The sequence below is a fragment of the Actinomycetota bacterium genome (genome assembly GCA_030684515.1).
Classification (GTDB): Bacteria; Actinomycetota; Actinomycetes; order S36-B12; family S36-B12; genus UBA11398.
The window spans coordinates 66,262-88,852 of record JAUXVJ010000031.1 but is presented as its reverse complement, the minus strand read 5'-3'; the positions used below and the strand labels follow the sequence as shown (position 1 = coordinate 88,852).

Sequence of the window (22,591 nt, the reverse complement as noted above, 5' to 3'; positions counted from 1 at the left end):
GTTTGGGTGGAATCTGAGTTTTCGTTGTCGACCATGTGGTCGACCCTCCTTCAGCGGCAAATGCAATTCGCCAGTCAGGTGCTCCTACCCGTAGTTCCTGTCAACAGGTGAAGCACAAAGCCATGGAGTTCTCTTCGTCGCTACTCGCGATCAAGCTCGAGGGGGTCTCCCACGCCTTGACCGTCGGGGGCAAGCGGCCCCTGCGCCAGCCTGGTCACCCTTGGAGGGGTGGGCGGCACGAGGTCAGCCACTCGCCGCAGCGCGGCAAGAACATCGTCAGGTCGTACGGCGGGGGTGCTATGCCGAACTACCAAGGTGAGTATCGCACACTCCAAACCCAGGACTGGCTCCGGTGATGCTCCAACACGCGCCACCAACACCGCTGATCTGGCATCGAAGACTCGCTTGCCCTGCTTCATGACCCGCTCGACCAGGACTTCATCGGCCGCCAGAAATGCCGAAATTGCCTCAGCCAAGGTCGCCACCGTCATGCCAGCGAACTCGATCTGCCAGAGGCTGGCTTCCAGCCGAGCTGCGAAATCTGGTGAACTGGCCACCACGACATCTACGATGTCCAGGCCCGATGGCAAGGCATCATCCAGCGCCAGTCGCAGTCGCTCCGGATCACATTCCGTGGTCACACCGATTTCCAGATACTCAGCCTCACTCGCCGTTCCGGTCGGTGCCGCATTGGCATACGACACCTTGGGGTGAGGAGAAAAGCCTGCACTGAAGGCGATCGGCACTCCAGCCCGCCGCAGTGCCCGCTCAAATGCTCGCTGGAAATCGCGATGCGAGGAGAAGCGCAGCCGACCCCGCTTGGCGTACCGGAGTCGCAATCGCTGAACTGTAGGTGCAAAATCGCGCACCGGAGCCTGACGAGCCAACTAGCCCACCACAGTCGGTCGCATCATTGGCATCGGCAATTCGGTAATTCCGGTGGGTCCCACTTGAATCTCGGTGCCAAGCTGATCGCAGACACCGCAGTCAGAGCATGGAGTCCAGCGACAGTCGCCAACCTCTGATTCTGAGAGAGCCGCTTGCCAGTCCTCCCAGAGCCATTCAGAACTCAAGCCCGAATCCAGATGGTCCCAAGGCAGCACTTCAGTGCGCAGACGTTCACGTGTGGTGAACCAGTGCACATCAACGAGCTCGTCTGCGAGCCCGGTCTGCGCTGCTGCCATCCAGCGGTCGAAGGAGAAGTGCTCACTCCAACCATCAAAGCGCGCACCGTTCTTCCACGCTTCCAGAATGACCTTGCCTACGCGGCGATCTCCTCGGGAGAGCAAGCCTTCGATGATGCCGGGTTTGCCATCGTGATAACGCATGCCGATCGCCTTGCCGAACTCACGATCACTGCGGATGGCCTCTTTCAACTTCTGCAAACGAGCATCGGTTGCTTCATGATCAAGCTGCGCCGCCCACTGGAAGGGCGTGTGCGGCTTGGGGATGAAGCCACCGATGGAGATCGTGCACTTGATATCGCGGCTGCCCGTGATCGCTCGGCCAGCCTTGATGACTTCGCGCGCCAGGGCTGCGATCTGCAGGACGTCGTCGTCAGTCTCGGTTGGCAAGCCGCACATGAAGTAGAGCTTCACCTGCCGCCAGCCAGCGCCGTAGGCGGTGGACACCGTGCGAATGAGGTCTTCTTCGGTGACCTGCTTGTTGATCACATTGCGCATGCGCTCACTGCCACCCTCAGGGGCAAAGGTGAGGCCACTGCGACGACCATTGCGCGACAACTCGTTGGCGAGATCAATGTTGAAGGCGTCGACACGAGTGCTCGGAAGGGAAAGCGAGGTCTGCGTGTCCTCGTAGCGATCGGCCAATGCCTTGGACATTTCTGCAATCTCTGAATGGTCCGCGCTCGACAAAGACAACAGGCCCACTTCAGCAAAACCGGTCTTGCACAAGCCATTGTCGATGATCTCAGCGATAGAGCTGAGGCTGCGTTCGCGCACCGGGCGCGTGATCATGCCTGCCTGGCAGAAACGGCATCCACGCGTGCAGCCTCGGAAGATCTCAACGCTCATGCGCTCGTGCACAGTCTCGGCCAAGGGAACCAGCGGGTTCTTGGGGTAGGGCCACGAATCCAGATCCATGAGCGTGTGCTTGGCAACGCGCCAGGGCACATCCGGGTGATTCGGTGCTACGCGCTGAATGCGCCCGTCGGGCAGGTAGGTCACGTCATAGAACTGCGGGACATACGCAACTCCGGCAGTGGCAAGTGACAGCAGCAAGCCTTCGCGTCCACCGGGTTGCCCCTGCTGCTTCCAGGCCTGCACAAGCTCGGTCACGCGAATCACGGCTTCTTCGCCATCTCCGATGACAGCAGCATCAATGAAGTCGGCGATCGGCTCTGGGTTGAAGGCCGAGTGTCCACCGGCAATCAGGATCGGATGTTCGATTGTGCGATCACGAGCCAGCACCGGAATGCCTGCGAGATCAATGGCAGTGAGCATGTTGGTGTAGCCGAGTTCCGTTGAGAACGAAACGCCGAGAAGATCGAAGTCGGCGATTGAGCGATGCGCGTCGACGGTGAACTGCGGCAATCCTCGTTCACGCATCAACGCTTCCAGATCTGGCCAGATGGCGTAGGTGCGTTCGGCCAATGCGTATGGCAGCTCGTTGACTACCTCATACAAGATCTGCACACCTTGGTTCGGGGCACCGACTTCATAGGCATCGGGGTACATCAATGCCCAACGGACCTCAACTGACTCCCACGGCTTGGTCGTCGCATTGAGCTCGCCGCCGACGTACTGGATCGGCTTTGAGACCAGGGGCAGCAGAGCCTCAATTTCATTGAAGAGCGAGGCGCCGCGCACACGAGCATCCATGACTGTCACGCCCGAATACTACGTGCTGCTCAGCTAGGGGATCATCTGCTGAGAATGCAATCGGATGTTCTCTAGTAGTCCGATCGCGATCCACACCGCCATCATCGCCGTGCCACCAGCCGAGACGAAGGGCAGCGGAACACCCGTGATCGGCATGATGCCAAGTGTCATTCCGATGTTCTCAAAGGTCTGAAATGCCAGCCACGCAACGATTCCAGTGGCAACGAGACGCCCGTACATGTCGTCGGCTCGCATCGCAATCAGGATTGCCCGCCACAGCACAATGCCAAGCAGCACTATCAGCAGGCCGGCGCCGATGAAGCCGAACTCTTCGCCGGCAACGGTGTAGATGAAGTCGCTCTCATTGACCGGGACGAAGCGACCTTGAGTCTGTGGTCCGTTGAACAGTCCATATCCGAACCAGCCTCCGCCACCGATGGCAATTCGAGCCTGGGTGGAGTTGTACGCGATGCTGCCCGCATCCGCTGTGGGGTTGATGAAGGAGGTGAGCCGATCGACTTGATACTGCTTGAGCAGGCCGAATTGAATCGCCATCAGCACGCCCACGACAGCACCGATCAGCAGACCGCCGACCCATCGATTGCGAGCGCCGCTGACAGCGATGACTGCCAAGGCAACCGACCCAAGGATCAATACGCTGCCGGTGTCGTTCTGCACCAAGATGATCAACAGCGGCAACACCGCAACGCCAAGTGACAACAACACGTCGCGATCGCGCGGCTCATGTTCGGCGCGATCCTTCTCAGCCAAGATTGCGGCCATCATCAAAATGACAGCGATCTTCACGAACTCTGAGGGCTGAATGGTGAATCCACCTGGCAGCTGGATCCAGGCTCGGGCGCCAGCAATCTTGGTGCCAAGGCCAGGCAGGAATACCAGGAACAGCGAGAAGACGGAAAGCCCGTAGATCACAGGGGTATACGCGCGCAGCCAGCGATGGTCGACCCGCGAAGCGACGTAAAACAGCAGGATGCCCAGCACCACGTTGATGATGTGCTTCTTCAAGTAGGACTGAGGATCTGTCGGCGAGGCGAGATCTGCTCGGCTAGCTGACCACACAAGCACCGAGCCGAAGACTGTCGCAGCCAGCGCAGCGACGAGCAGGATCCAGTCCAGATCGCGCCAGTAGGCCCCACCTTTTCGACTTGGAAGCAACTGCTGGTCAGTGGAGCCCGTTACGGCAAACATGCTCATCACTGAACTCCTGACTGCTTGCCCTTGAGCTCGACCGGTGTTCCATCGGATCGCACCTTGGGCAGTTCAGCGCGGGGCTGGCCACCCACGAGCACGCTATTGGCCGGATTCACACTGCGTCCATTCACGCCGAAGAGCCCTTCGTAGATATTGCGCACACTTGGCCCAGAGGTCTTGGACCCAGTGCCTCCCTGCGTCACCATCATCACCACGGCGTATTTCGGGTTGTTGGCCGGTGCATATGAGGCGAACCACGACGTGGAGACCTTGCTGCCCGTTACCTGAGCTGAACCGGTCTTGGATGCCACTGGGATCTGATCAAGCGGGAAGCCTTGGAACGGCGTCTCACCTGAACCACGAGACGTGACGCCGGGCAGCGCACTCTGCAAGAAGCTGACCGTGCTCTTTGGCGCGGCGACCTTGGACTTCACAATCGGGGCGAACTCTTCAACGACTTTGCCCTCAGGGCCAATCACACCCTTGATGATTCGCGGTTGATAGACGGTGCCGCCGTTTGCGATGGCCGAGTAGACCATTGCCATCTGCAATGGCGTCACTCCTGTGTCTCCCTGTCCGATCGCGGCATTCAAAGCGTCACCCTCACGCCAACGGAAACCGTCCGCACAGTTCTCTTTGTCCAACGCTGTGTAGAAGTCGGCGAGCGATGGATTGGTCTTGCGCGTTTCGGGGTAACCATCAAGAGCGTTCTGACACCAGCCGTCCTTCTTGGCATCCCAGTTCTCGGCTTTGAACAGTCGACTGGAGACGACGCCTGTTGCCTCGCCCGGAAGATCGATACCTGTCTTACTGCCAAGGCCAAAGGACTTCGCCATCGCGGCAATCGGGTCTGGTGCAGTGCGCGCAGCATCAATACCGCCGCCGTTCTTCCACAAGCGGTCAGCTATGCCGTAGAAGACTGTGTTGCAGGAGACCTCAATTGCCCGCGCCAGTGAAATCGCCCCATAGCCGCGGGACTCATAGTTGCGGAAGGTCTGGGGAGGGTTGCCGGCCTTGAACTGATTGGGACAGTCGTACTGACCTCGCAGATTGAAGCCAGCCTTGCCGGCAGCCGCGGTGCTGATCACCTTGTAGGTGGAGCCCGGAGCGAAAGTGCCCTGAATCGCATTTGACGACAGCGCCTGGGAGTCTTCAAGTGCCTGGTATTGCTTCTTTGTGACGCCACCGATCCAAATGGACGGGTCGTAGGTCGGGTAACTGGCCATGGCCAGGACGTTGCCGGTCTGCACATCGATGACCACCGCAGCACCCGACTTGCCTGGATAGCCCTGCGCCTGCGCTCGCTGCACTGCAGCAACGAGTTGCCGTTCAACCAAGGATTGCAGCCGAGCATCGATGGTGCTCACCAGATAGTTACCAGCCACTGAGTCCTTGAGGTCCAGTTGCTTGGTGACATTGCCCGAGGTATCAATGCCGAGGGAGGTGACTTCAGGCTTTCCCCGAAGAGTGGAGTCATATTGGGCCTCCAAGCCCGATCGGCCTACCACGTCAGTCCGGCGCAAGCGGTCGTACAACTCAGAGTCCCCTTGATTCTCCAGTTGTGATTCCGTCACCGGGCCGAGATAGCCCAGGATGTGAGCTGCGTTGACGCCAAAGGGCGCGGGATAGATGCGATTGGCCTGCAAGCGGGCAGCCACACCTGGGAAGTCATTTCGGCGCTCCATGATCGTCAGTGCAGTCTGGGTATCAATACCCACTGCGACTGGGACTGGCTGGTAAGTGGAGCCATTCCAGCAGGTCGGCGGCGGCTTGGCCCCTTCCGTCCCGCAGGTCAGGAGTCGATCGCTGATCTTCTCCGCGGGCACATTGAGCAGCAGCGCCAACCGGTTGATCACGCTCGCACCGTCGTCCTTGGCACGCCGAAGAGCCACCCGATCAACGGTGACTTCCAGTGCGGTGCGATTGGACACCAATGGGCGCCCGGCCTGATCCAGGATCAGGCCGCGCACAGCAGGGCGGACGATCTCGCGCACCGAGTTGTTCTCGGCCGCACTTCGAAAGAGATCACCACTGATGACCTGCAGGTACATCAAACGGGCGAACAGGGTGAGCATGAGGGACAGCACAAGGACGCCGAGCACCATGAGGCGCAGCATGGAGCGGTCACGCACCCGGTGCTCCCTTCATGAGGCAATGTTGAGCTTCGAACTGTGACTTGCTCCAGCCCCATGCGGTTCCCTCCAGGGTCATATCGCAACCTCAGGAGTAAATTTCTTCACCACCACGCCCAGGGGCATCACGACAATGGGCGCCAACAATGCCGCATACAAAGCACCAGTGAGCATCAACTCCGCGACATTGGCCCAGACCACGGTGGGCTGGCCCAGCAGCGAATCCAGCACCGCTCGCGCGAGTGTGACGCCAGCAGCGGTGCCAGCCACCAGTGCGATGATCAGTGGCACAGTGCGGTCACGGGGATTGATGGCTCGGCCAGCGAGAAATGCCGCTGCCATGAACAGCAAGGCATTGACGCCAAGGACACCAAAAGTGGAGGGCGAGAGGTCGATGAGCATCCCAGAGGCAAAGCCATAGACCACCCCCATCGCTGGGCCGTAGGCCAGAGCAACGGCTACGACGGAGACGAGGATCAGATCAGGGGTAGCGCCGGGCAGCCCGAGCCGGCTCAGAAAAGCGCTCTGAGTCATCACCGCGATGAGCAGCGTGGTCGTCAAGATGATGAGCTGCCGCAGCCACATCAGGAGACCTCGGGCGACGGGACAGGTGTGGCCGGACTCAGTGTCGGCGTTGACGTGGATTCAGACGGCGTCGGAGTCGGAGTCGGCGCGACAGTGGGGGTCACATCGGGACGCGCTGGCAGGACCGAATCGCGCGGATCTGTCCGTGGTGGGCGTATCACCACACCGACGATGGTCAGCGAAGAAAGATCAGCAAAGGGCGAAATGGTCGCTACCCGGGTGAGCTGTCCGGCGGTGCCGCGTACTTCGATCACCTGTCCGATAGGGATACCGGGGGCATAGGGCTTGCCGTTCTTGGACCCGAAGGTCACCAGGGCTTCAGCCGCTTTCACGTCGGCGAGCGGATTCAACATCTGGAATTCCAGGGAATTCAGGTCGCCAGTGCCCGACAGGATGCCGACTTCTTCACTGCCTGCAATGCGCGCGCCGACCGAAACCGAAGGGTCAACGATCAGCACGACTGTTGAAGTAGTGCGATATACCGCAGATACTCGACCAACGAGCCCATCAGCATTGATCACTGACATATCGCGCTCGATGCCGTCTTGAGTTCCAATGTCGATTGTCACAGTCCAACTGAACTCTTGGACTGGTCCCACGGCGATGACCTCTGCTGGAACGATGCGATAGCGACCGGCGCCGGCAACCTTGAGCAGACCGTCTAGCGCATCCGCCCGGGCTCGGTCTTCGGCAGCCCGGCGTACCAGCCCGCGCAGTGAGCTGTTCTCGGCTTCCAGGGCCGCGATGGCCTCGCGCTGATCGCCCCAGGTTGCCCACCAGCTGCCGATGCCAAGAATGGGTGAAAATACTGTGGCACCAGCACGTTCGACTCCGCCAAGTGCAGTGCCGACAACAGATCGAAACGTGGCAAAGGGGCCTTTGCCACCGCGCAGATCAAGGATCGCAAAGGTCAGCGTGATGACCACCAGGATCGCAATGACCACCCTGGCGCGGCGCTGCAACATGTGAATAAACGGCAGGTCTGAAGACCAGCCGCCCTATCGCCGAGGCTCGGAGACGAGGACTGCCTGAAGTGCGTCGAACTCCTCGACGCACTTGCCAGATCCGAGCGCAACACAGTCCAAAGGACGATCCGCGATCAGAATCGGCATGCCTGTTTCGTGGCGCAGCCGCTCATCGAGTCCGCGCAGGAGCGCTCCGCCACCGGTGAGCACGATTCCGCGATCCATGATGTCGCCGGAAAGCTCTGGAGGGGTGCGATCAAGAGTGGCCTTGACTGCCGCGACGATCGCGTTGACGGGCTCGTCGATGGCACGGCGGATTTCTTCGGCTGAGACAACGATCGTGCGCGGCAATCCAGTGATGAGATCGCGGCCGCGAATCTCGGCATGCGGCTCGTCTGGCATCGGGAAGGCCGAGCCGATGGCAACCTTGATTTCCTCTGCAGTGCGCTCGCCGAGCATCAGTGAATACTCACGCTTGACGTACTGGATGATCGCGTTGTCGAGCTCATCGCCACCGACCCGGACTGAGAGGCTGGTGACAATGCCGCCCAAGGAGATGACAGCAACTTCAGACGTGCCACCGCCGATGTCCACAACCATGTTGCCGGTGGGTTCATGCACCGGGAGCCCGGCGCCAATCGCGGCTGCCATTGGCTCTTCGATGATGAATACCTTGCGGGCCCCAGCCGCGTAGCCAGCATCCTTCACCGCGCGCTGCTCAACGCCGGTGATGCCTGAAGGAACACAGATGATCAGGCGTGGCTTGGCTAGGTGTCTGCGCTTGTGGACCTTCTGGATGAAGTAGCGCAGCATGCGCTCGGTGGTGTCGAAGTCAGCAATCACGCCATCCTTGAGCGGGCGGATGGCCACAATGTTGCCTGGGGTGCGGCCGATCATGCGCTTGGCTTCAGACCCCACTGCCAAAATGCCACCGGTGTTGTTGTTGATTGCTACAACCGAGGGCTCGTTGAGGACAATGCCGCGACCACGCACATAGACCAATGTGTTTGCCGTACCCAGATCGACGGCCATGTCGCGGCCAACGAATGAGGACGAAGCATTAGCCATAGGGGAAGTGGCCTTCCTGATCGGGGGTCCTCATCTTACGTCCCCGACGAGTGCTGCTTAGCCTGCGATACGGGCGGCTCGGGCCAACTCAAGTTCACGGAGGTGATTTTCCAGCCGCGTGGCGACCTCAGCAGAGGCCGCCAGCCCAAAGGCAGCCGTAGTGACTGCGCCCAGATCAGCGCGGTAATCATGTCCGATACTTTCGAATTGTCCGGGTTGTACGTTGGTGGCGAACAGCACATCAACCAGCACCTGCGCCCAGGTGATGCCTGGTTTCCAGGTCATGGATTGCGGGATATTGCGGCCGCGTGGAGCATGCGGATCCAGCCAGAATGGCCGCTTGGCGATCAGGTCACCCCGGAACCGCACCACCGGATCACCGTCGTGCTCAAGGAACCAGACGCGGGCTCTTTCGGTGCCACGATCAAGCGGCACCTGCTCGGCTCGATCCATCGTCACTGAGGAAGCGGCACAGCGAGCATGGAATTCATCGGCCGTCCGGCTGCCCGGCGTTCCAACCCAGAGTGCATTGGCGATGCCGTAGGCATCAAGATCAGCCAGCCCACCTGGCACCGCGGCCTCTTGGACTCCCGCCCCCAGGCTCTCGCCGTACATCAACAGGATCGGCGGGGTGGCGCGATCTGCAAGCTCGGCCACAATCGCATCGAGCAACTCCCGCTGGGTTTGAGCTGCGTCCTTGCGCTTGCCCAGCGACAAGAAGGACGGCAACAGTCCAAAACCGATGGCCACTGCTGCGCAGTCTCCGCGCGTGAGGATTTCCAGTACGTCGACCGGCGAGGAGTTGGCGTAGCCGGTACCCGCAGGTGACTGGATCAGCAGGTACTTGCGATCAAATGCTCCGGTGCGCCGCAGCTCTGACATTGCCAGACGCACGCGCTCGGCAATCGTCGGTGCCGATTCAACGCCGACGAATACGCGGATGGGTTCGGCAAGCATCGGCTGGCCGGTCACCGCTATCACGTCCCCAGGGGTCGTGACCTGCCCGACGTAGCGCGCGCCTTCACGGCCCAACTGTTGCAGCGCAATGCCTGAGGCCGCCGAGCCAGTGACGAAACTGGAGGTAGGCGGCGTGGCAAAGCCCGGATCCAGTTCGCGACTGTTCTGCTGGAGTCCCGCCAGAAGTGTGCGCGCAATCGATGGTCCGGCGACTGCTTTCACAGCCGCAATCCCAGCCACCCCGACCAGCACCAGGGGGATCCGCTTGGGGTGTCGAACTGCCCCGATCAGCAGATCGGTTTTGACTGCGGCGACCGTGCCGGCCAACAGGCCAAGCCCGGGAGCAAAGGCTGCATCGATCTTGGCCGGCCAGGGAACCAGAGTCTGTCCGCGCGCGGCCACGCCCACCACTCCCCCCACTGCCAGGCCAACAGCAAGCCCAAGGGTGCGAGCGCGCATCGCTAGAGGCCGGGGAAGAAGAGCTCGATTTCGCGAGCTGCCGACTCCGGTGAGTCAGATCCGTGAGTCACGTTCTGTTGGGTTTCGGAGGCAAGATCGCCGCGAATCGTTCCCGGAGCAGCATTGGCGGGATTGGTGGCGCCCATCATTGCTCGCCACGAGGTAATCACGCTTGTGCCTTCAACCACAGCAGCTACCAGTGGTGCACTGGTGATGAAAGCAACCAGGTCTTTGAAGAAGGGCTTATCGGCATGCTCGGCGTAGTGCGCCTCTGCGACTGAAGCCGGAAGGGTGCGCAACTCAAGCGCGACGATCGTGAAGCCCTTGCGTTCGATGCGGGCCAGAACTTCACCGACCAGCCCGCGGGCAACCCCGTCGGGCTTGATCAGCACCAATGTGCGCTCAGTCATCCTGCTCCTTATGTCACCTGTGGAACGGTCAGCCTAGCGGTGGCTCCGCTCCCCCGTGCTGCGCCTTGATCGCATCAACGCGACTGCCCTGCTGAATGGCGACGTACCAAAGGATGAGGAAAACCCCGCCGACAATGAACATTGCAGGTGCCAGAAAGCCAATGGCCAGGACCGGGATCTGCAACAGCCAACCCAAGGTCAGACCCCAACTTCGACGCAGGGTTCCAACAGCCAGGAAGAGCAGCACGGTCAGGAGCAGGCCCAAGGCCACCACCAGGGCAGTGTTCTGGACGGTGCCATTTGTGGCCACCACAGGGATGGCCAGAAAGACTGCGATCGCCTCCAGACTCAGCACAGCTGAGCAGAGGATCTTCATAGGTGCCGCCGGCCGCGCTGCATCATCTGCTTGACCTCACCCACCAGCACTATCGACCCGGTCACGAGCACACCACCGCCACCATATTCCGAATCTGCCTCAGCCAAGGTCACCGCTTCGTCGATTGCATCCGCAACCACCCGCTTCAAGATCACACGGTCATCACCGAACACGCGCACGGCGACTTCGTACAGAGTTTCTGCCGAGAGCGCTCGCGGCGAGGCCGGCTCAGTCACCACGACCGTGGAGACGATTGCTTCCAGCGCGATCAGGAACCCGAGCGGGTCTTTGTCGGCCAGTACACCAATCACTGCAACCAGGGTGCCGAACTCGAAGGAATCCTCAAGAGCATGAGCAAGTGCGACTGCCCCAGCCGGGTTGTGTGCAGCATCGATCAGCACCGTCGGGCTCCGGCGCACAATCTCCAAGCGGCCCGGCGATGAGGCTTGATCGAAACCTGCTCGAATCACGTCATCGTCAACTGGCGGCTTGCCCGCTCCCATGAATGCCTCAACAGCAGCCAGGGCCAGTGCTGCGTTGCGCGCCTGATGCTCGCCGAAGAGCGGAAGGAACACCTCATCAATGCGTCCACCTATGCCTTGCAGGCTGAGCATCTGCCCGCCCACGGCAATGACTCGATTCATCAGGCCAAAATCGACGCCCTCGCGAATCGCTATCGCGCCAACCTCCTCGATGCGCTTGGCGATGACCGCAGTTGCCTCTTCATCCTGTGCAGAAACGACGGCGAATGCTCCGGGCTTGATGATCCCGGCCTTTTCATTGGCGATCTCGGTGATCGTGTCGCCCAGATACTGTTGATGATCCAATGAGATGGTGCTGATCACGGCCACCTGTCCGTGGGCAACATTCGTGGCGTCCCAGGCACCACCCATGCCGACCTCAATCACTGCCACATCGACTGGGGCATCAGCGAAGGTGGCGAAGGCAAGCGCGGTCATGACCTCAAAGAAGGACATCGCTGGGCCACCATCGGCCCGCGAATTCGCATCAACCAAGTCGACATAGGGCGACAGATCGCGCCACGTCTCCAGGAAGCGCTCCTTGCTCACCGGCTCGCCATCCAGGCAGATGCGCTCGCGCGGATCAACCAGGTGCGGCGAGGTGAACAAGCCTGTACGCAGACCATATGAGCGCAGTAGCACTTCGATCATGCGAGCAGTGGACGTCTTGCCGTTTGTGCCAGTGACGTGAATGACGGGATAGGCCGCCTGCGGATCACCCAGCAAGGTCATGATCGACGCGATTCGAGAAAGCGAGGGCTCAAGCTGGCTTTCGGGCCAGCGGTTCAGCAGGTTCTGCCAGACCTCATTGAGCTCGGCATCCTCAGATGCTGGAGTTGTGGCCACGACGCAGCAGTCTAGGGAGCATCAAGGCCTCCATAAGATGGACCACCATGACCGGCCCACGCACCCCTTTCAAAGCAACGATGCCCGAAAAGCCAACTCTGGACGGTATCGAGGATCGTTGGGCAGCCTCGTGGGATGAGCAGGGCAGCTACCTGTTTGATCGCACCAAGACTCGCGATCAGGTCTTTTCCATCGATACGCCTCCCCCGACCGTCAGCGGATCGCTGCACGTGGGCCACGTCTTCTCCTATACCCACACCGACTGCATGGCGCGCTACAAGAGGATGCGCGGCTTTGAGGTGTTCTACCCCATGGGTTGGGACGACAACGGACTGCCCACCGAGCGTCGCGTCCAGAACTTCTACGGAGTCCGCTGCGATCCGAGCCTTCCGTACATCCCGGACTTTGTTCCACCTGCCGAGCCAGACGCCAAACAGCAGATTCCCATCAGTCGACGCAACTTCATTGAATTGTGTGAGCAGCTCACCGTCGAGGACGAAGTGGTCTTCGAGCATCTGTGGCGCCGACTTGGCTTGTCCATTGACTGGTCGCAGACCTACCAGACCATCGGCTCCAATTCACAGCGCGTGAGCCAACTTGCCTTCCTGCGCAATCTCAAGCGCGGGGAGGCCTATCAAGCCGAAGCGCCGACTCTCTGGGATGTCACCTTCCGCACCGCAGTGGCACAAGCCGAACTCGAGGATCGCGAGCGGCCAGGTGCTTATCACCGCATTGGATTTGCGACCACGGCTGACCCGGGAAGCAAAGTCTTCATTGAGACCACTCGCCCTGAGCTGCTCGCCGCTTGCGTGGCCTTAGTAGCCCACCCCGACGACGAGCGCTACCAGCCTCTTTTCGGTTCAACGGTCACCACACCACTGTTCGGTGTTGACGTTCCCGTGGTGGCGCATGGCCTTGCCGATCCCGAAAAGGGCTCGGGCATCGCAATGGTCTGCACCTTCGGCGACCTCACCGACGTGATCTGGTGGCGTGAACTGCAGCTGTTGACCCGACCAGTCATTGGCTGGGACGGACGCATCATCGCCGACACTCCTGACTGGATCACAGACGATTCAGCCAAGGAGCACTACGCAGCCATCGCCGGCGCCACAAGTCACACGGCGAAAGAACGAGTCGTGGCCATGCTGCGCGAGGGCGACCATCTGGTTGGCGAGCCCCGCGAGATCACTCATCCAGTGAAGTTCTTTGAAAAGGGCGACAAGCCGCTTGAGATCGTGACGACCCGACAGTGGTACATCGCCAACGGTGGTCGCGATGTTGAATTGCGCGAAGAACTACTGAAGCGTGGCAGCGAATTGCAATGGCATCCGGCGCATATGAAGGTGCGCTACGAGAACTGGGTCGAAGGGCTCAATGGCGATTGGCTCATCTCGCGCCAACGATTCTTCGGAGTGCCAATTCCGCTGTGGTACCGCATTGACGACGAAGGCAACCCGAACTACGACGAGGTTCTGATCCCAGAAGAGTCTTTGCTGCCCTTGGATCCCAGCACCGACGCCCCCGCCGGATACACCAATGACCAACGCGATCAGCCCGGCGGCTTCATCGGCGATCCCGATGTGATGGACACCTGGGCAACGTCAAGTCTGACCCCTCAGATTGCCGGGGGCTGGGAGCGAGACCCCGATCTCTGGAGCCGCGTTTCGCCCATGGACGTGCGGCCACAAGCGCACGAGATCATCCGGACCTGGCTGTTCAGCACCGTTGTGCGCAGCCACCTCGAGGACAATCGCCTGCCCTTCAGACATGCCGCCATCTCAGGATGGATCCTGGACCCGGACCGAAAGAAGATGAGCAAGTCCAAGGGCAATGTCGTAACCCCGATGGGCCTACTGGACGAGTACAGCGCTGATGCAGTGCGCTATTGGGCCGCCTCGGGCCGCCCCGGCACTGATACAGCCTTCGATGTTGGTCAGATGAAGATCGGGCGTCGCCTCGCAATCAAGATTCTCAATGCGAGCAAATTCGTCCTTGGCTTTGATGCCGGCTTCAACGATGCAGCGATCACTGCAGACCTGGATCGCGCTCTCCTGGCTCAATTGGCTGGAGTCGTCGAACAGGCAACTGCGGCATTTGAGGACTACAACTACGCACGAGCTCTTGAGTTGACTGAGTCCTTCTTCTGGAACTTCACGGATGACTACGTCGAGTTGGTCAAAGAACGTGCGTACGGCGGCCAAGGCGAAGAAGCTGCCGCATCGGCCAAGGCGACCCTGGCCGTGACTCTTGATGCCATTCTCAAACTCTTCGCACCCTTCCTGCCCTTCGTCACCGAAGAGGTGTGGAGTTGGTGGCAAGAAGGCTCAATCCATCGATCAACATGGCCCGATGCCAGCCATTTGCATTCCCTCGCGCATGGCGCCGACCCAGCCCTCATCAGTGAAATTGCCAATGCACTCTCGCAGGTGCGCAAGGCGAAGTCTGAGGCGAAGGTCAGTATGCGCGCTGTCGTGGAGTCGGCGAATATCTCTGCTTCGGAGAATCAGTTGGCTCGCCTGCAAGGTGCCGTTGCAGATTTCAAGGCCGCTGGATCCATCGGCGAACTCACGTTCAGCACCGGTGAGAGCATCGAAGTAGAAGTCGTGCTCGCACCGATCAGCGTTTGAATTGCGACACAGCACGGACACCTTCTCAACGCTTTTCGCAATACGCTCAAAGAGCCTTTGAATCAAAAGTGGATTCGGCGTTTGCGCTTACCGCGCAACGGTGATTTGCACTCTGAGTGAGCGGAGTAGTCATGTCCTTATGGATCGTTCTTCTGATCGCAGCAGTAATTATCGCCATCCTTGGCTTTGCGACTGTTGCAAAGTGGTTGTTCATCTTGGCAGTCATTGTCTTGGTGATCGGACTCGTTGGACTTGTCACGGGAAAGAGTCGCTCCCGACTGTGATTGCGACAGGATAGAGAAGCCTCTTCCATCGAATCGCGTCGAACATACCCCTACGCTGCAAAGAGATCGTACTGAAAACACATGTCGATCAGAACTTATACAACTCGCATGAAGTGAGACAGATATGACTACATCTCGAGTAAAGAAGCTTGCAGCAGTTGCTGCACTTGCAGCCATCCCAGCCTTCGGTCTCATTGGAACTTCTCCTGCCAGTGCTGCGCCAGCTGGCTATCTCCAACAAGTGGGCGTGCCTGCCATTGGTGGATGTGCTGCCGTCTCGGAGCCCAGCCTCAATCTGGCCGGAGTCGCCTACGGCGGCTGGGGCTTGAGTTGGGCGCGATGGATCAACAACGGCGCTGGTGGCCCGGTCTGCTCCAGAGTGCTGGTACACGATGCGTCCGCAGCTGATTGGTACGCACAATAAGGGCCAACAACTGCACCTTGAAGGTGGTGTCGACAACTGCAATCCAGTTGTCGATGCCACCTTCTTTTGACTGCCTCACAAGGATTCAGAATTGACCGCTGGACAGGGATTCCAATGACCCGAGCGAATCCAGCGACGGTACGTCGATTTGCTGCGGCTGATCGTCCACAGGCACTCCACAGCTGGCTAGCGCCGATGACAGGAGGAGACCGGTCAGAACAGCACCAATCAGGCGTGGCCCTCTCGTCATATCGAAACTTCGTGAGTCGGGAATTGCGCAATAAAGCGCGCACCGCCTTCAGGCGAACTGGTGATAACGATGTCCCCACCAATGTTGATGGCCTGATCGCGCGCAATTGCCAAACCAAGGCCTGCACCTTCCCTGCTGGAGTTGCCAACTCCACGGTGAAATGGTTCAAACACTCGTTCTCTCAGTTCTTCAGGCACCCCTGGCCCGGCGTCGTCAACCAACACCTGAGCAGAGTCGAACTGGGCGAGGACCTGTACTCGGACGACTCCGCCGCCATGAGTCCGCGCGTTCTCCATCAGATTTCCGACAACTCGCTCCACCCGACGAGCATCCGTGCGGATTGTGGCGTCATCTCCTTGAACCAAGGCTTCGTCAAAGCCACGCTGAATAGCGCTGTCTACGCATAGTTGTCGTATGTTCACGCTCTCCCACTGAGGTGGAGTCTCCGGATTGATCCGACTGATTTCAAGCAGATCGAGCAGTACTTGTGACAGGCGGCGCACTTGCTGAGCCAGCACCGTCACCAGTCCAGCTTCGCGCGCTGGCAGTTCGGCACTGCGAGTCTCCAAGAGCTCCGCAGTACCCAGCACTGAAGTGACAGGTGATCTCAACTCATGACTGACGTTGGCACTGAATCGCTGCTCGCGCGCGAGCCGCGACTCCAAGGCGTCAGCAACACTGTTGAACGTGACTGCAAGCGGATCCAGGTCCGGATCGCCAGTGAGTTGCACGCGTGCACCCAATTCTCCGGCGGCAAGCTTGTGGGCGCCGTCGGCCAATTGCCGAACGGGCCTCAAGAGATAGTTGACGAAATACAGACCCAGCAGTGCGCCCAGAACTGTGGACACGATGATGATCGCCAGGATGAGCCAAGCACCGCGCTTCAGGCCTGAATCAAGTTCATAGAACGAGAAGACCTCGACGTAGGTCGCACCCGACAGGTCAGTTGCAACCGCCAGGTAGGGCTGTCCTTGATATCCGAATCGCTGCTTGGCTCCGCCCCCATCTGATGCGGCAAGCAGGAGCGCGGGCGGCAGGGCTGAAGCCGGCACTGGACTTTGCGAGCCGACCCAGGTCTTGGCATCAACGGAGTACATCTGCTGCGAAACCCTGCTGCCTACGAGCGGAAGTTCTGCAATCGCCTGCTCCGCTGAACTTCCCTTGCTGTTGATGGAATAGCTCACTGCTTGCGCATCAAGCAACGCGCGGGTCTGCGCCACGCTCTCTCTGGCAAGCATGAGGTAGTTGCGAGCGAATTGGTACGAGGCAATGCAGAGCACCGTGGAGATTCCCAAGGCCAAAATAGCGAATGAGATAGCAACGCGTGTGCGAAGCCGAGGGGATCGACGCATGCTGTTAGACAGCCATGCGGTATCCAAAACCGCGCACAGTCAACAAGATTTCAGGATTCGCCTGATCCTTCTCAATCTTGCTACGAAGGCGATAGATCAGGTTGTCAACGATTCGCCCGTCGCCAGCATTGCCATAACCCCACACCTTGCGCAGAAGATAGTCGCGACTCAGCACTTTGCCGTGCGCGCTGATGAGCTCGGAGAGAACGAAGAATTCAATGCGCGAGACTGCGACGTGTTCACCGTCCTTCAGAACCTCTGCTGTATCGGGTCGCAATTCAATGGGGCCGCAGGTGAGAACATCCGGAACGACCTCAAGCGGCAGGGTCTTCCTGAATTGAGTTCGCACTCGGGCCATGAGCTCTTTAGCCACGAAAGGCTTCGTCACATAGTCGTCGGCCCCCGCTTCAAGCCCAACAACGACGTCGTGACTGTCGGTGTTCGCCGTCACAATGATGATTGGCATTTGGCTGTCGGAGCGCACCTTTCGCACCAGGTCCAAGCCGTGCATTCCCGGCAAGCGCATGTCCACAATCATCACGTCTGGCGGTTGCTTCTCAAGAATCACCAACGCGCTCTCGGCATCCGCAGCTTCAATCACATTAAAGCCGCCCTCCTCCAAATTCATCCGGAGAACCAGGCGAATCGCGTCATCATCTTCAACAACGAGCACTGATCGCAACATGCGAACATTCAATACCGAATCGCTCATGGCTGCCACTCTATGACTTCACAACGCGCAAATAGGAGTTGCGTGCGACGGCCTTGGGACACACTTGCGATCTTCTGCTTCGTTTTGCGCGGAATTCCGAGCAACAATTGACACTTGCGCATTCCGAAGGATTGATCAGAGAGGCGCTGACTCCTGCATGGATGACACCGAACTTGGTGAGGTGAGGACTATCCAACAGCCGTGGGGCAAGGAAGAGATCTTCGCGAACGTCGAGGGACAATTCGTCGGCAAGGTGCTGCACCTGCGGGCCGGGCAACGACTAGCACTCCAAATGCACACAGCTGCTGAGGAAGTTGTGTCACTCATGTCTGGCGCTGTACTGCTTGAGATAGGCGACGACGCGGATTCATTGCGGCGAACTGACATGAGCCCAGGCCAGACGATTCATATCCATCCTGGAACGATGCTCCGTCTTTCTGCCGCGGTCGATTCAATGCTGCTTGAAGTGCCTCATTCTGCGCCACCCCAATAGCAGCAATAGGCGCAACTCATGAGAATCATTGCGACGGTACTGCGACGTGCGCGCGTGCCGCGTGAGGCCATCGATGCGCCATCCTCTGGCTAGAGCAAAGGCGAGGAGTCACACATGCACCAGCAACTGGTCCAGCCAGGCGCGGTACCGGCATTGCACATCAACCCCATCCTGGGCATTGCAAATGATCAGTCACAGCCCTCATGACACGGCCTGTGCTGCTGATTGACGCAAATCCACAGTCTCGAAGGATGTTGGCCTCCTCATTCGCAAGGCTCGGTGTGCCGCTCCAGACATATCCGAGCATTGACTCCATCGCCGATACGCAGACCTTGTTCGACCTTGTGGCTATTGGACCGGGATCATCTGAGGACAAGTCAGTCGTGAACCTCGTTCGTAGAGTTGATGCTTCTGTATGCATGCCAATCCTGATGATCGGAACGATCCCGGTGGACGAGGGCATACGTACGGCATTGACTCTGGGAGCTGACGACTACCTCGCATTCCCATTGAAGAGCGACGTGCTTCGCGCAAGGACGGAAAGTTTGCTCGCAGCGCGGGCCAGGAGCGAGTTCGCCTTGGTGCGAGCCTCCGAACGCGCTGCTCACCTTGAGCTGGCTTTGGCCACGAACCGTTCAATCGGCATCGCACTGGGAATCCTGATGGCCACCCAGAAGGTCACATCCGAGGAAGCATTCTCGCGATTGAAGGCCGTAAGTCAGCGATCCAATCGCAAGTTGCGGGCGATAGCTGACGATGTGATCTATACGGGAGCCTTGACCGAATCTGGCTGACGCCGAATCCGTGCAGGTTCACGATTCGTGCAAAAGATCGCTATTGCGACGAACTTGCGGTCATTGCCAGACCCACATTGTGGGACAGATGCGACAACATGGATTGACACCGAAAAGCCTGTCCAGCACCGGCCAGACGCTACTCAGAGGATGGTGATGACATCAACACTGATCTGGACCCCCTCGAAGCATGGCAGCGCGAAATTGACGAATTGCGATTCACGGTCGATCTCCCACTCATCGCGGAACCGGCAGCGCTTCGGGCCGTGAATGCTCGCATCACCAAATACATGAGGCATTTCGCGCGCTATCGCGGCCTGGTTCAAAGCGTCTCTGGTTTCACAGAAGTCGAAGGTCATGAACAACTGCGTGACGCAATTGCTGCGATAGGCCGGGAGATTCAATCCCCACCCCCCCAGCGCCTGCAGCTGAAACTCAGAATGGAAACACTGTCAAGTCTGGTTCGTCTGGAACTCCAACGTGAGCACGAGTTCGTGGAGATGCTCGCCATACATCTGAATGCCCCACAGATCAATGCCTTCAGCGCCGAACTGCAAAGCGTGATGAAGTCAGAGGAACGCGGGTCTGCTTCAGATGGAGACGCGTCGAGGACTGCTGCGACCAGCAAGGTCGAACCCAAGGTCGCCCGCTCGGTTGGGGCCGTTATCGAAAGAAGTGAGCCAAATGATGAGCCAATCTGACGCCGTTAATCCAATGGATTCCGAGCATTTGGTAGCCAAGGCCTTGGCTGCAGATCCTCCCCTGATATTCAGCGCCTTAATGTTGGCTATCGGTGTCGCAATAGCGATCAGGGCCATTGTGCAGATACGCAGTCATCCCAAGCGCACATTCTTGAAACCGTGGAAGGGATTCAGACATGCCTGATGCACCGAAGGACCACGAGGATCTCCCTCGCGAGAAGGAACTCCAGGAGCCATCTGAGGACATGCCTGATATTGGTGGCGCTCAGCCCAGCACGCCGACAGATCAGCCGATTGTTGATTCCAAGAAAAGTCAGTAACTCACCAAGAGGCAAGGATTCCTGCCCGCAGGACTTTCAGCAGTTGCTGACCACTGGTCGGACCTCGCGCTGATAAATATCCACCCTCGCGTATGCGGATGAAGCAGCGCATATCGAAATTCTGGCTGCTGCTTGAGACTGATCCGCGACGGATCTTCCATTGCGCGCAGCGGCCTCTAGTACGAAAATTGTGTTAGCCAAAGGAGGATGTATGTCCATCGTGGTGACGTGCACATGTGGGGCACAGCTTGAAGCCGCAAGCGCAGATTCATTGCTTGATGATGCATACCAGCACATCGAGGAATCACATCAGAATGTACCTGAGTCGATCAATCAGACCAGCGTTGTTGACTTGATGAGAAGCGCCACCAATGCCTAGCTTTCCCTAGTCATTGGCGATCATGTTCACGAATGGCGAGTTGTCGCACGCCCGCAAACTGCTTCAGGACCCACGACGAGGTGAGTCCTGAAGCAGAGCGCTATCAGACGCGAGGGTCGCGGGTTTGCACAGGTGCAACTGGCTGGGCGACCGCGACGGCGTCTCCGCGATGAATACCACCCCAGGTGGACCAGAAGATGATCGACAGGACCAGACCAACCCCACCTACGATCATGAGTACAACGCCGGCGACGCCGATGTTGAATCCGCTTGCATCGGCTGTCACGGCAAACTTCATGACCGCTCCGATAGCAATGATTAACAGGCTGATTCCAATTCCCATGAGAATTTCCTTTCAACAGGACTCCCTGCGAATTTCAGGAGATTCGTCGAAAGTAACAACCACACCTATCGAAAGAAATGCCTGACACAAGCCGCGATTCCCCTGCGAGGCAACTGCGACACGGCAGTTGATTTCACGACCGGAATCCCTGCCGTCATCTCAATTGACATTACGACAGAGCAAGCTGCCCGAATCCCCTGAGCTCAGCAGATTCAATCGCGCTTGACGGCGTCGCGCACCTTGTCCACTACTTCTTCAGCAGTTTCTTCCACGCTCTTCAGTGCTTCTTTGGCTTTGCCCGAGGCTTGATCCGCACGACCTTCATTCTTCAAATCTTCATTGTCAGTGAGGTCTCCAACGGCCTTCTTTACGCGACCCTTTGCTTCATCCGGGTTGATTGCCATGATGCACGCCTTCTCTTGTAAATGTGACTCTTCAGTATCTTGGCGCATGCGCCTCAAATCGACCCCGCTCGAGTCGCACCTCTGTCGCACCTCCCTGTCAAAGGAGCAGCGCCGGATCTAGCTGGTCGGTGGCGACCAGGTCTTGTTCAGCACTCGATGCACCATCGGGACAAATACTTCGATCGGCTCATTGGCGTAGTCCGGATCAAAGGAAACTTCGTCGTATAACGCACAGAACTCTGCCGTCTGGTCGAAATACAGACTGTCGCGATATTTATCGCGCCCATTGGGATCAACACCAACACTCGTGCCATAGAAGTAGGTCTGGAACAACGGATGGTGTTCGAGCATCCAATGATTGGACACACTGATGAAGGGCTTGAGAATCGCGGCGATGACATCACCATGGTTCAGGGGCCCCAAAGTCTCTGAGATGTCATGCAGCAGTGCGACAACGACGTACTCCTCGTCGCGACCGTCGCGCATCGCACGAGTTGCTGCTTGCAGGCTGTGCACCTTGCGATCAACGGGATATGCCTCGTCGCCACCCAGCAGATCAAGCATGCTCAAAAGCAAATCGGGCAGCTTTTGAAGATTCTGCTGATGAACCTCACGCAAGACTTCGAAGTCTGCCGGCGTCATGTCATCCATGCGGTGGAACTGCATGTGGCCGCTGACCGTTACATCCGGCTCAAGTTCAACTGACTCCTGCACTCTCCCAGCGTACTTGTGGCGCGGGCGAATTCAGCTGTCGAAGTCCGAGAGCTGGCGCAACAGACCGATCTGCACCGACGAAGCCGAGGATTCATGGATCTCCGGGGTGAGCGGCGTCGCAGGAGCAACGGCGTCCGAGCTGGCCGGTTCGACATCTCTCAACTCCGGCGCATAGAGCCACACGAGATCCATCACCTCACGGCTTTCAGCGTCTATGGCCGACTGCGCCTCATGAAGCTCAGGTGCGATCTCAGGCAGGCTGCTGGAGGAGGCAGCAGCAGCAAACCAACCGGGTGTATTCGCACTGGCCATGATCAGCCGATGCTCGCGTGCTTGCTCGGCCATGGCATCCAAGGACACGGGTTGCTGCAAGGCGAATACCGCAAAGGCAACATCAGCAAGTTCGGACATGGCACACCAGCT

The 22,591-nt window shown here is 58.9% G+C and carries 26 protein-coding genes; 8 read left to right on the top strand and 18 right to left on the bottom strand.

Features of this window, described 5'->3' with window-relative positions; all coding sequences use genetic code 11:
• Positions 1-140: 140 nt before the first annotated feature.
• The 11 genes from Q8M73_12830 to Q8M73_12780 all read right to left on the bottom strand — a co-directional run bounded on the left by Q8M73_12830 (position 141) and on the right by Q8M73_12780 (position 12,371).
• A complete protein-coding gene (locus tag Q8M73_12830; GenBank protein ID MDP2289434.1) occupies positions 141-887 on the bottom strand; it encodes a TIGR03936 family radical SAM-associated protein in 747 nt (248 codons plus the stop codon).
• A complete protein-coding gene (locus Q8M73_12825; protein MDP2289433.1) occupies positions 888-2,828 on the bottom strand; it encodes a TIGR03960 family B12-binding radical SAM protein in 1,941 nt (646 codons plus the stop codon).
• A gap of 45 nt (positions 2,829-2,873) precedes the next feature.
• Positions 2,874-4,055 carry a rod shape-determining protein RodA gene (gene rodA, locus Q8M73_12820; GenBank protein MDP2289432.1) on the bottom strand — a complete coding sequence of 394 codons (1,182 nt, stop codon included), beginning with the start codon at positions 4,053-4,055 and terminating at the stop codon, positions 2,874-2,876.
• The gene (mrdA, locus tag Q8M73_12815) at positions 4,055-6,184 is read right to left on the bottom strand and encodes a penicillin-binding protein 2 (GenBank protein MDP2289431.1); all 2,130 of its coding nucleotides are present in this window, start codon (positions 6,182-6,184) and stop codon (positions 4,055-4,057) included. The genes rodA and mrdA overlap by 1 nt, the downstream gene beginning before the upstream one ends.
• A 75-nt stretch (positions 6,185-6,259) precedes the next feature.
• Positions 6,260-6,769, bottom strand: coding sequence for a rod shape-determining protein MreD (mreD, locus tag Q8M73_12810; GenBank protein ID MDP2289430.1), 510 nt, complete (start codon positions 6,767-6,769; stop codon positions 6,260-6,262).
• Positions 6,769-7,734, bottom strand: a complete 966-nt coding sequence (gene mreC, locus Q8M73_12805) for a rod shape-determining protein MreC (GenBank protein ID MDP2289429.1) — start codon at positions 7,732-7,734, stop codon at positions 6,769-6,771. The genes mreD and mreC overlap by 1 nt, the downstream gene beginning before the upstream one ends.
• Before the next feature lie 33 nt (positions 7,735-7,767).
• Positions 7,768-8,802 (bottom strand): rod shape-determining protein, encoded by a 1,035-nt coding sequence (locus Q8M73_12800; GenBank protein ID MDP2289428.1) that lies wholly within the window; start codon positions 8,800-8,802, stop codon positions 7,768-7,770.
• Positions 8,803-8,859: 57 nt separating this feature from the next.
• The gene (locus Q8M73_12795; protein ID MDP2289427.1) at positions 8,860-10,218 is read right to left on the bottom strand and encodes an alpha/beta-hydrolase family protein; all 1,359 of its coding nucleotides are present in this window, start codon (positions 10,216-10,218) and stop codon (positions 8,860-8,862) included.
• Between the two features lie 2 nt (positions 10,219-10,220).
• Positions 10,221-10,628, bottom strand: coding sequence for a nucleoside-diphosphate kinase (gene ndk, locus Q8M73_12790; protein MDP2289426.1), 408 nt, complete (start codon positions 10,626-10,628; stop codon positions 10,221-10,223).
• A gap of 28 nt (positions 10,629-10,656) precedes the next feature.
• A complete protein-coding gene (locus Q8M73_12785; protein ID MDP2289425.1) occupies positions 10,657-11,004 on the bottom strand; it encodes a DUF4233 domain-containing protein in 348 nt (115 codons plus the stop codon).
• Entirely contained in the window at positions 11,001-12,371 is a 1,371-nt protein-coding gene (locus Q8M73_12780; GenBank protein MDP2289424.1) for a folylpolyglutamate synthase/dihydrofolate synthase family protein, read from the bottom strand. The genes Q8M73_12785 and Q8M73_12780 overlap by 4 nt, the downstream gene beginning before the upstream one ends.
• Positions 12,372-12,418: 47 nt before the next feature.
• Between Q8M73_12780 and valS the strand changes: the two genes are divergently transcribed.
• The 3 genes from valS to Q8M73_12765 all read left to right on the top strand — a co-directional run bounded on the left by valS (position 12,419) and on the right by Q8M73_12765 (position 15,706).
• Complete coding sequence (valS, locus tag Q8M73_12775) at positions 12,419-14,998, top strand: valine--tRNA ligase (protein ID MDP2289423.1); 2,580 nt, start codon at positions 12,419-12,421, stop codon at positions 14,996-14,998.
• A 131-nt stretch (positions 14,999-15,129) separates the two neighbouring features.
• A complete protein-coding gene (locus tag Q8M73_12770; protein MDP2289422.1) occupies positions 15,130-15,282 on the top strand; it encodes a hypothetical protein in 153 nt (50 codons plus the stop codon).
• A 124-nt stretch (positions 15,283-15,406) separates the two neighbouring features.
• The gene (locus Q8M73_12765) at positions 15,407-15,706 is read left to right on the top strand and encodes a hypothetical protein (GenBank protein ID MDP2289421.1); all 300 of its coding nucleotides are present in this window, start codon (positions 15,407-15,409) and stop codon (positions 15,704-15,706) included.
• A gap of 246 nt (positions 15,707-15,952) precedes the next feature.
• Here the strand turns inward: Q8M73_12765 and Q8M73_12760 are convergent, their stop codons facing one another.
• Both Q8M73_12760 and Q8M73_12755 read right to left on the bottom strand, forming a co-directional pair.
• Positions 15,953-17,308: a HAMP domain-containing sensor histidine kinase gene (locus tag Q8M73_12760; GenBank protein ID MDP2289420.1), complete on the bottom strand. Its 1,356-nt coding sequence runs from the start codon at positions 17,306-17,308 to the stop codon at positions 15,953-15,955.
• 4 nt (positions 17,309-17,312) lie between these two features.
• A complete protein-coding gene (locus Q8M73_12755) occupies positions 17,313-18,020 on the bottom strand; it encodes a response regulator transcription factor (GenBank protein MDP2289419.1) in 708 nt (235 codons plus the stop codon).
• A 157-nt stretch (positions 18,021-18,177) separates the two neighbouring features.
• On the opposite strand from Q8M73_12755, the gene Q8M73_12750 reads away from it, so the two are divergent.
• Together Q8M73_12750 and Q8M73_12745 are read left to right on the top strand one after the other, a co-directional pair.
• The gene (locus tag Q8M73_12750; protein MDP2289418.1) at positions 18,178-18,513 is read left to right on the top strand and encodes a hypothetical protein; all 336 of its coding nucleotides are present in this window, start codon (positions 18,178-18,180) and stop codon (positions 18,511-18,513) included.
• Between the two features lie 251 nt (positions 18,514-18,764).
• Positions 18,765-19,307: an ANTAR domain-containing protein gene (locus Q8M73_12745; protein MDP2289417.1), complete on the top strand. Its 543-nt coding sequence runs from the start codon at positions 18,765-18,767 to the stop codon at positions 19,305-19,307.
• Positions 19,308-19,450: 143 nt separating this feature from the next.
• Here Q8M73_12745 and Q8M73_12740 read toward each other — a convergent pair whose 3' ends face one another.
• Positions 19,451-19,666, bottom strand: a complete 216-nt coding sequence (locus Q8M73_12740; protein ID MDP2289416.1) for a hypothetical protein — start codon at positions 19,664-19,666, stop codon at positions 19,451-19,453.
• An 81-nt stretch (positions 19,667-19,747) separates the two neighbouring features.
• Here Q8M73_12740 and Q8M73_12735 point away from each other — a divergent pair, with 81 nt between their 5' ends.
• The 3 genes from Q8M73_12735 (at position 19,748) to Q8M73_12725 (ending at position 20,707) form a co-directional block, all read left to right on the top strand.
• Positions 19,748-20,008 carry a hypothetical protein gene (locus Q8M73_12735; GenBank protein MDP2289415.1) on the top strand — a complete coding sequence of 87 codons (261 nt, stop codon included), beginning with the start codon at positions 19,748-19,750 and terminating at the stop codon, positions 20,006-20,008.
• Positions 20,009-20,184: 176 nt separating this feature from the next.
• Positions 20,185-20,328 carry a hypothetical protein gene (locus tag Q8M73_12730; GenBank protein MDP2289414.1) on the top strand — a complete coding sequence of 48 codons (144 nt, stop codon included), beginning with the start codon at positions 20,185-20,187 and terminating at the stop codon, positions 20,326-20,328.
• A gap of 211 nt (positions 20,329-20,539) precedes the next feature.
• Positions 20,540-20,707: a hypothetical protein gene (locus Q8M73_12725; GenBank protein MDP2289413.1), complete on the top strand. Its 168-nt coding sequence runs from the start codon at positions 20,540-20,542 to the stop codon at positions 20,705-20,707.
• Between the two features lie 103 nt (positions 20,708-20,810).
• On the opposite strand, the gene Q8M73_12720 is transcribed toward Q8M73_12725, so the two are convergent.
• From Q8M73_12720 to Q8M73_12705, 4 genes are all read right to left on the bottom strand, one after another.
• A complete protein-coding gene (locus tag Q8M73_12720; protein ID MDP2289412.1) occupies positions 20,811-21,050 on the bottom strand; it encodes a hypothetical protein in 240 nt (79 codons plus the stop codon).
• Positions 21,051-21,262: 212 nt separating this feature from the next.
• Positions 21,263-21,454 carry a CsbD family protein gene (locus Q8M73_12715; protein ID MDP2289411.1) on the bottom strand — a complete coding sequence of 64 codons (192 nt, stop codon included), beginning with the start codon at positions 21,452-21,454 and terminating at the stop codon, positions 21,263-21,265.
• Between the two features lie 117 nt (positions 21,455-21,571).
• A complete protein-coding gene (locus tag Q8M73_12710; protein MDP2289410.1) occupies positions 21,572-22,168 on the bottom strand; it encodes a phosphohydrolase in 597 nt (198 codons plus the stop codon).
• Between the two features lie 30 nt (positions 22,169-22,198).
• The gene (locus tag Q8M73_12705; GenBank protein MDP2289409.1) at positions 22,199-22,579 is read right to left on the bottom strand and encodes a hypothetical protein; all 381 of its coding nucleotides are present in this window, start codon (positions 22,577-22,579) and stop codon (positions 22,199-22,201) included.
• Positions 22,580-22,591: the final 12 nt, after the last annotated feature.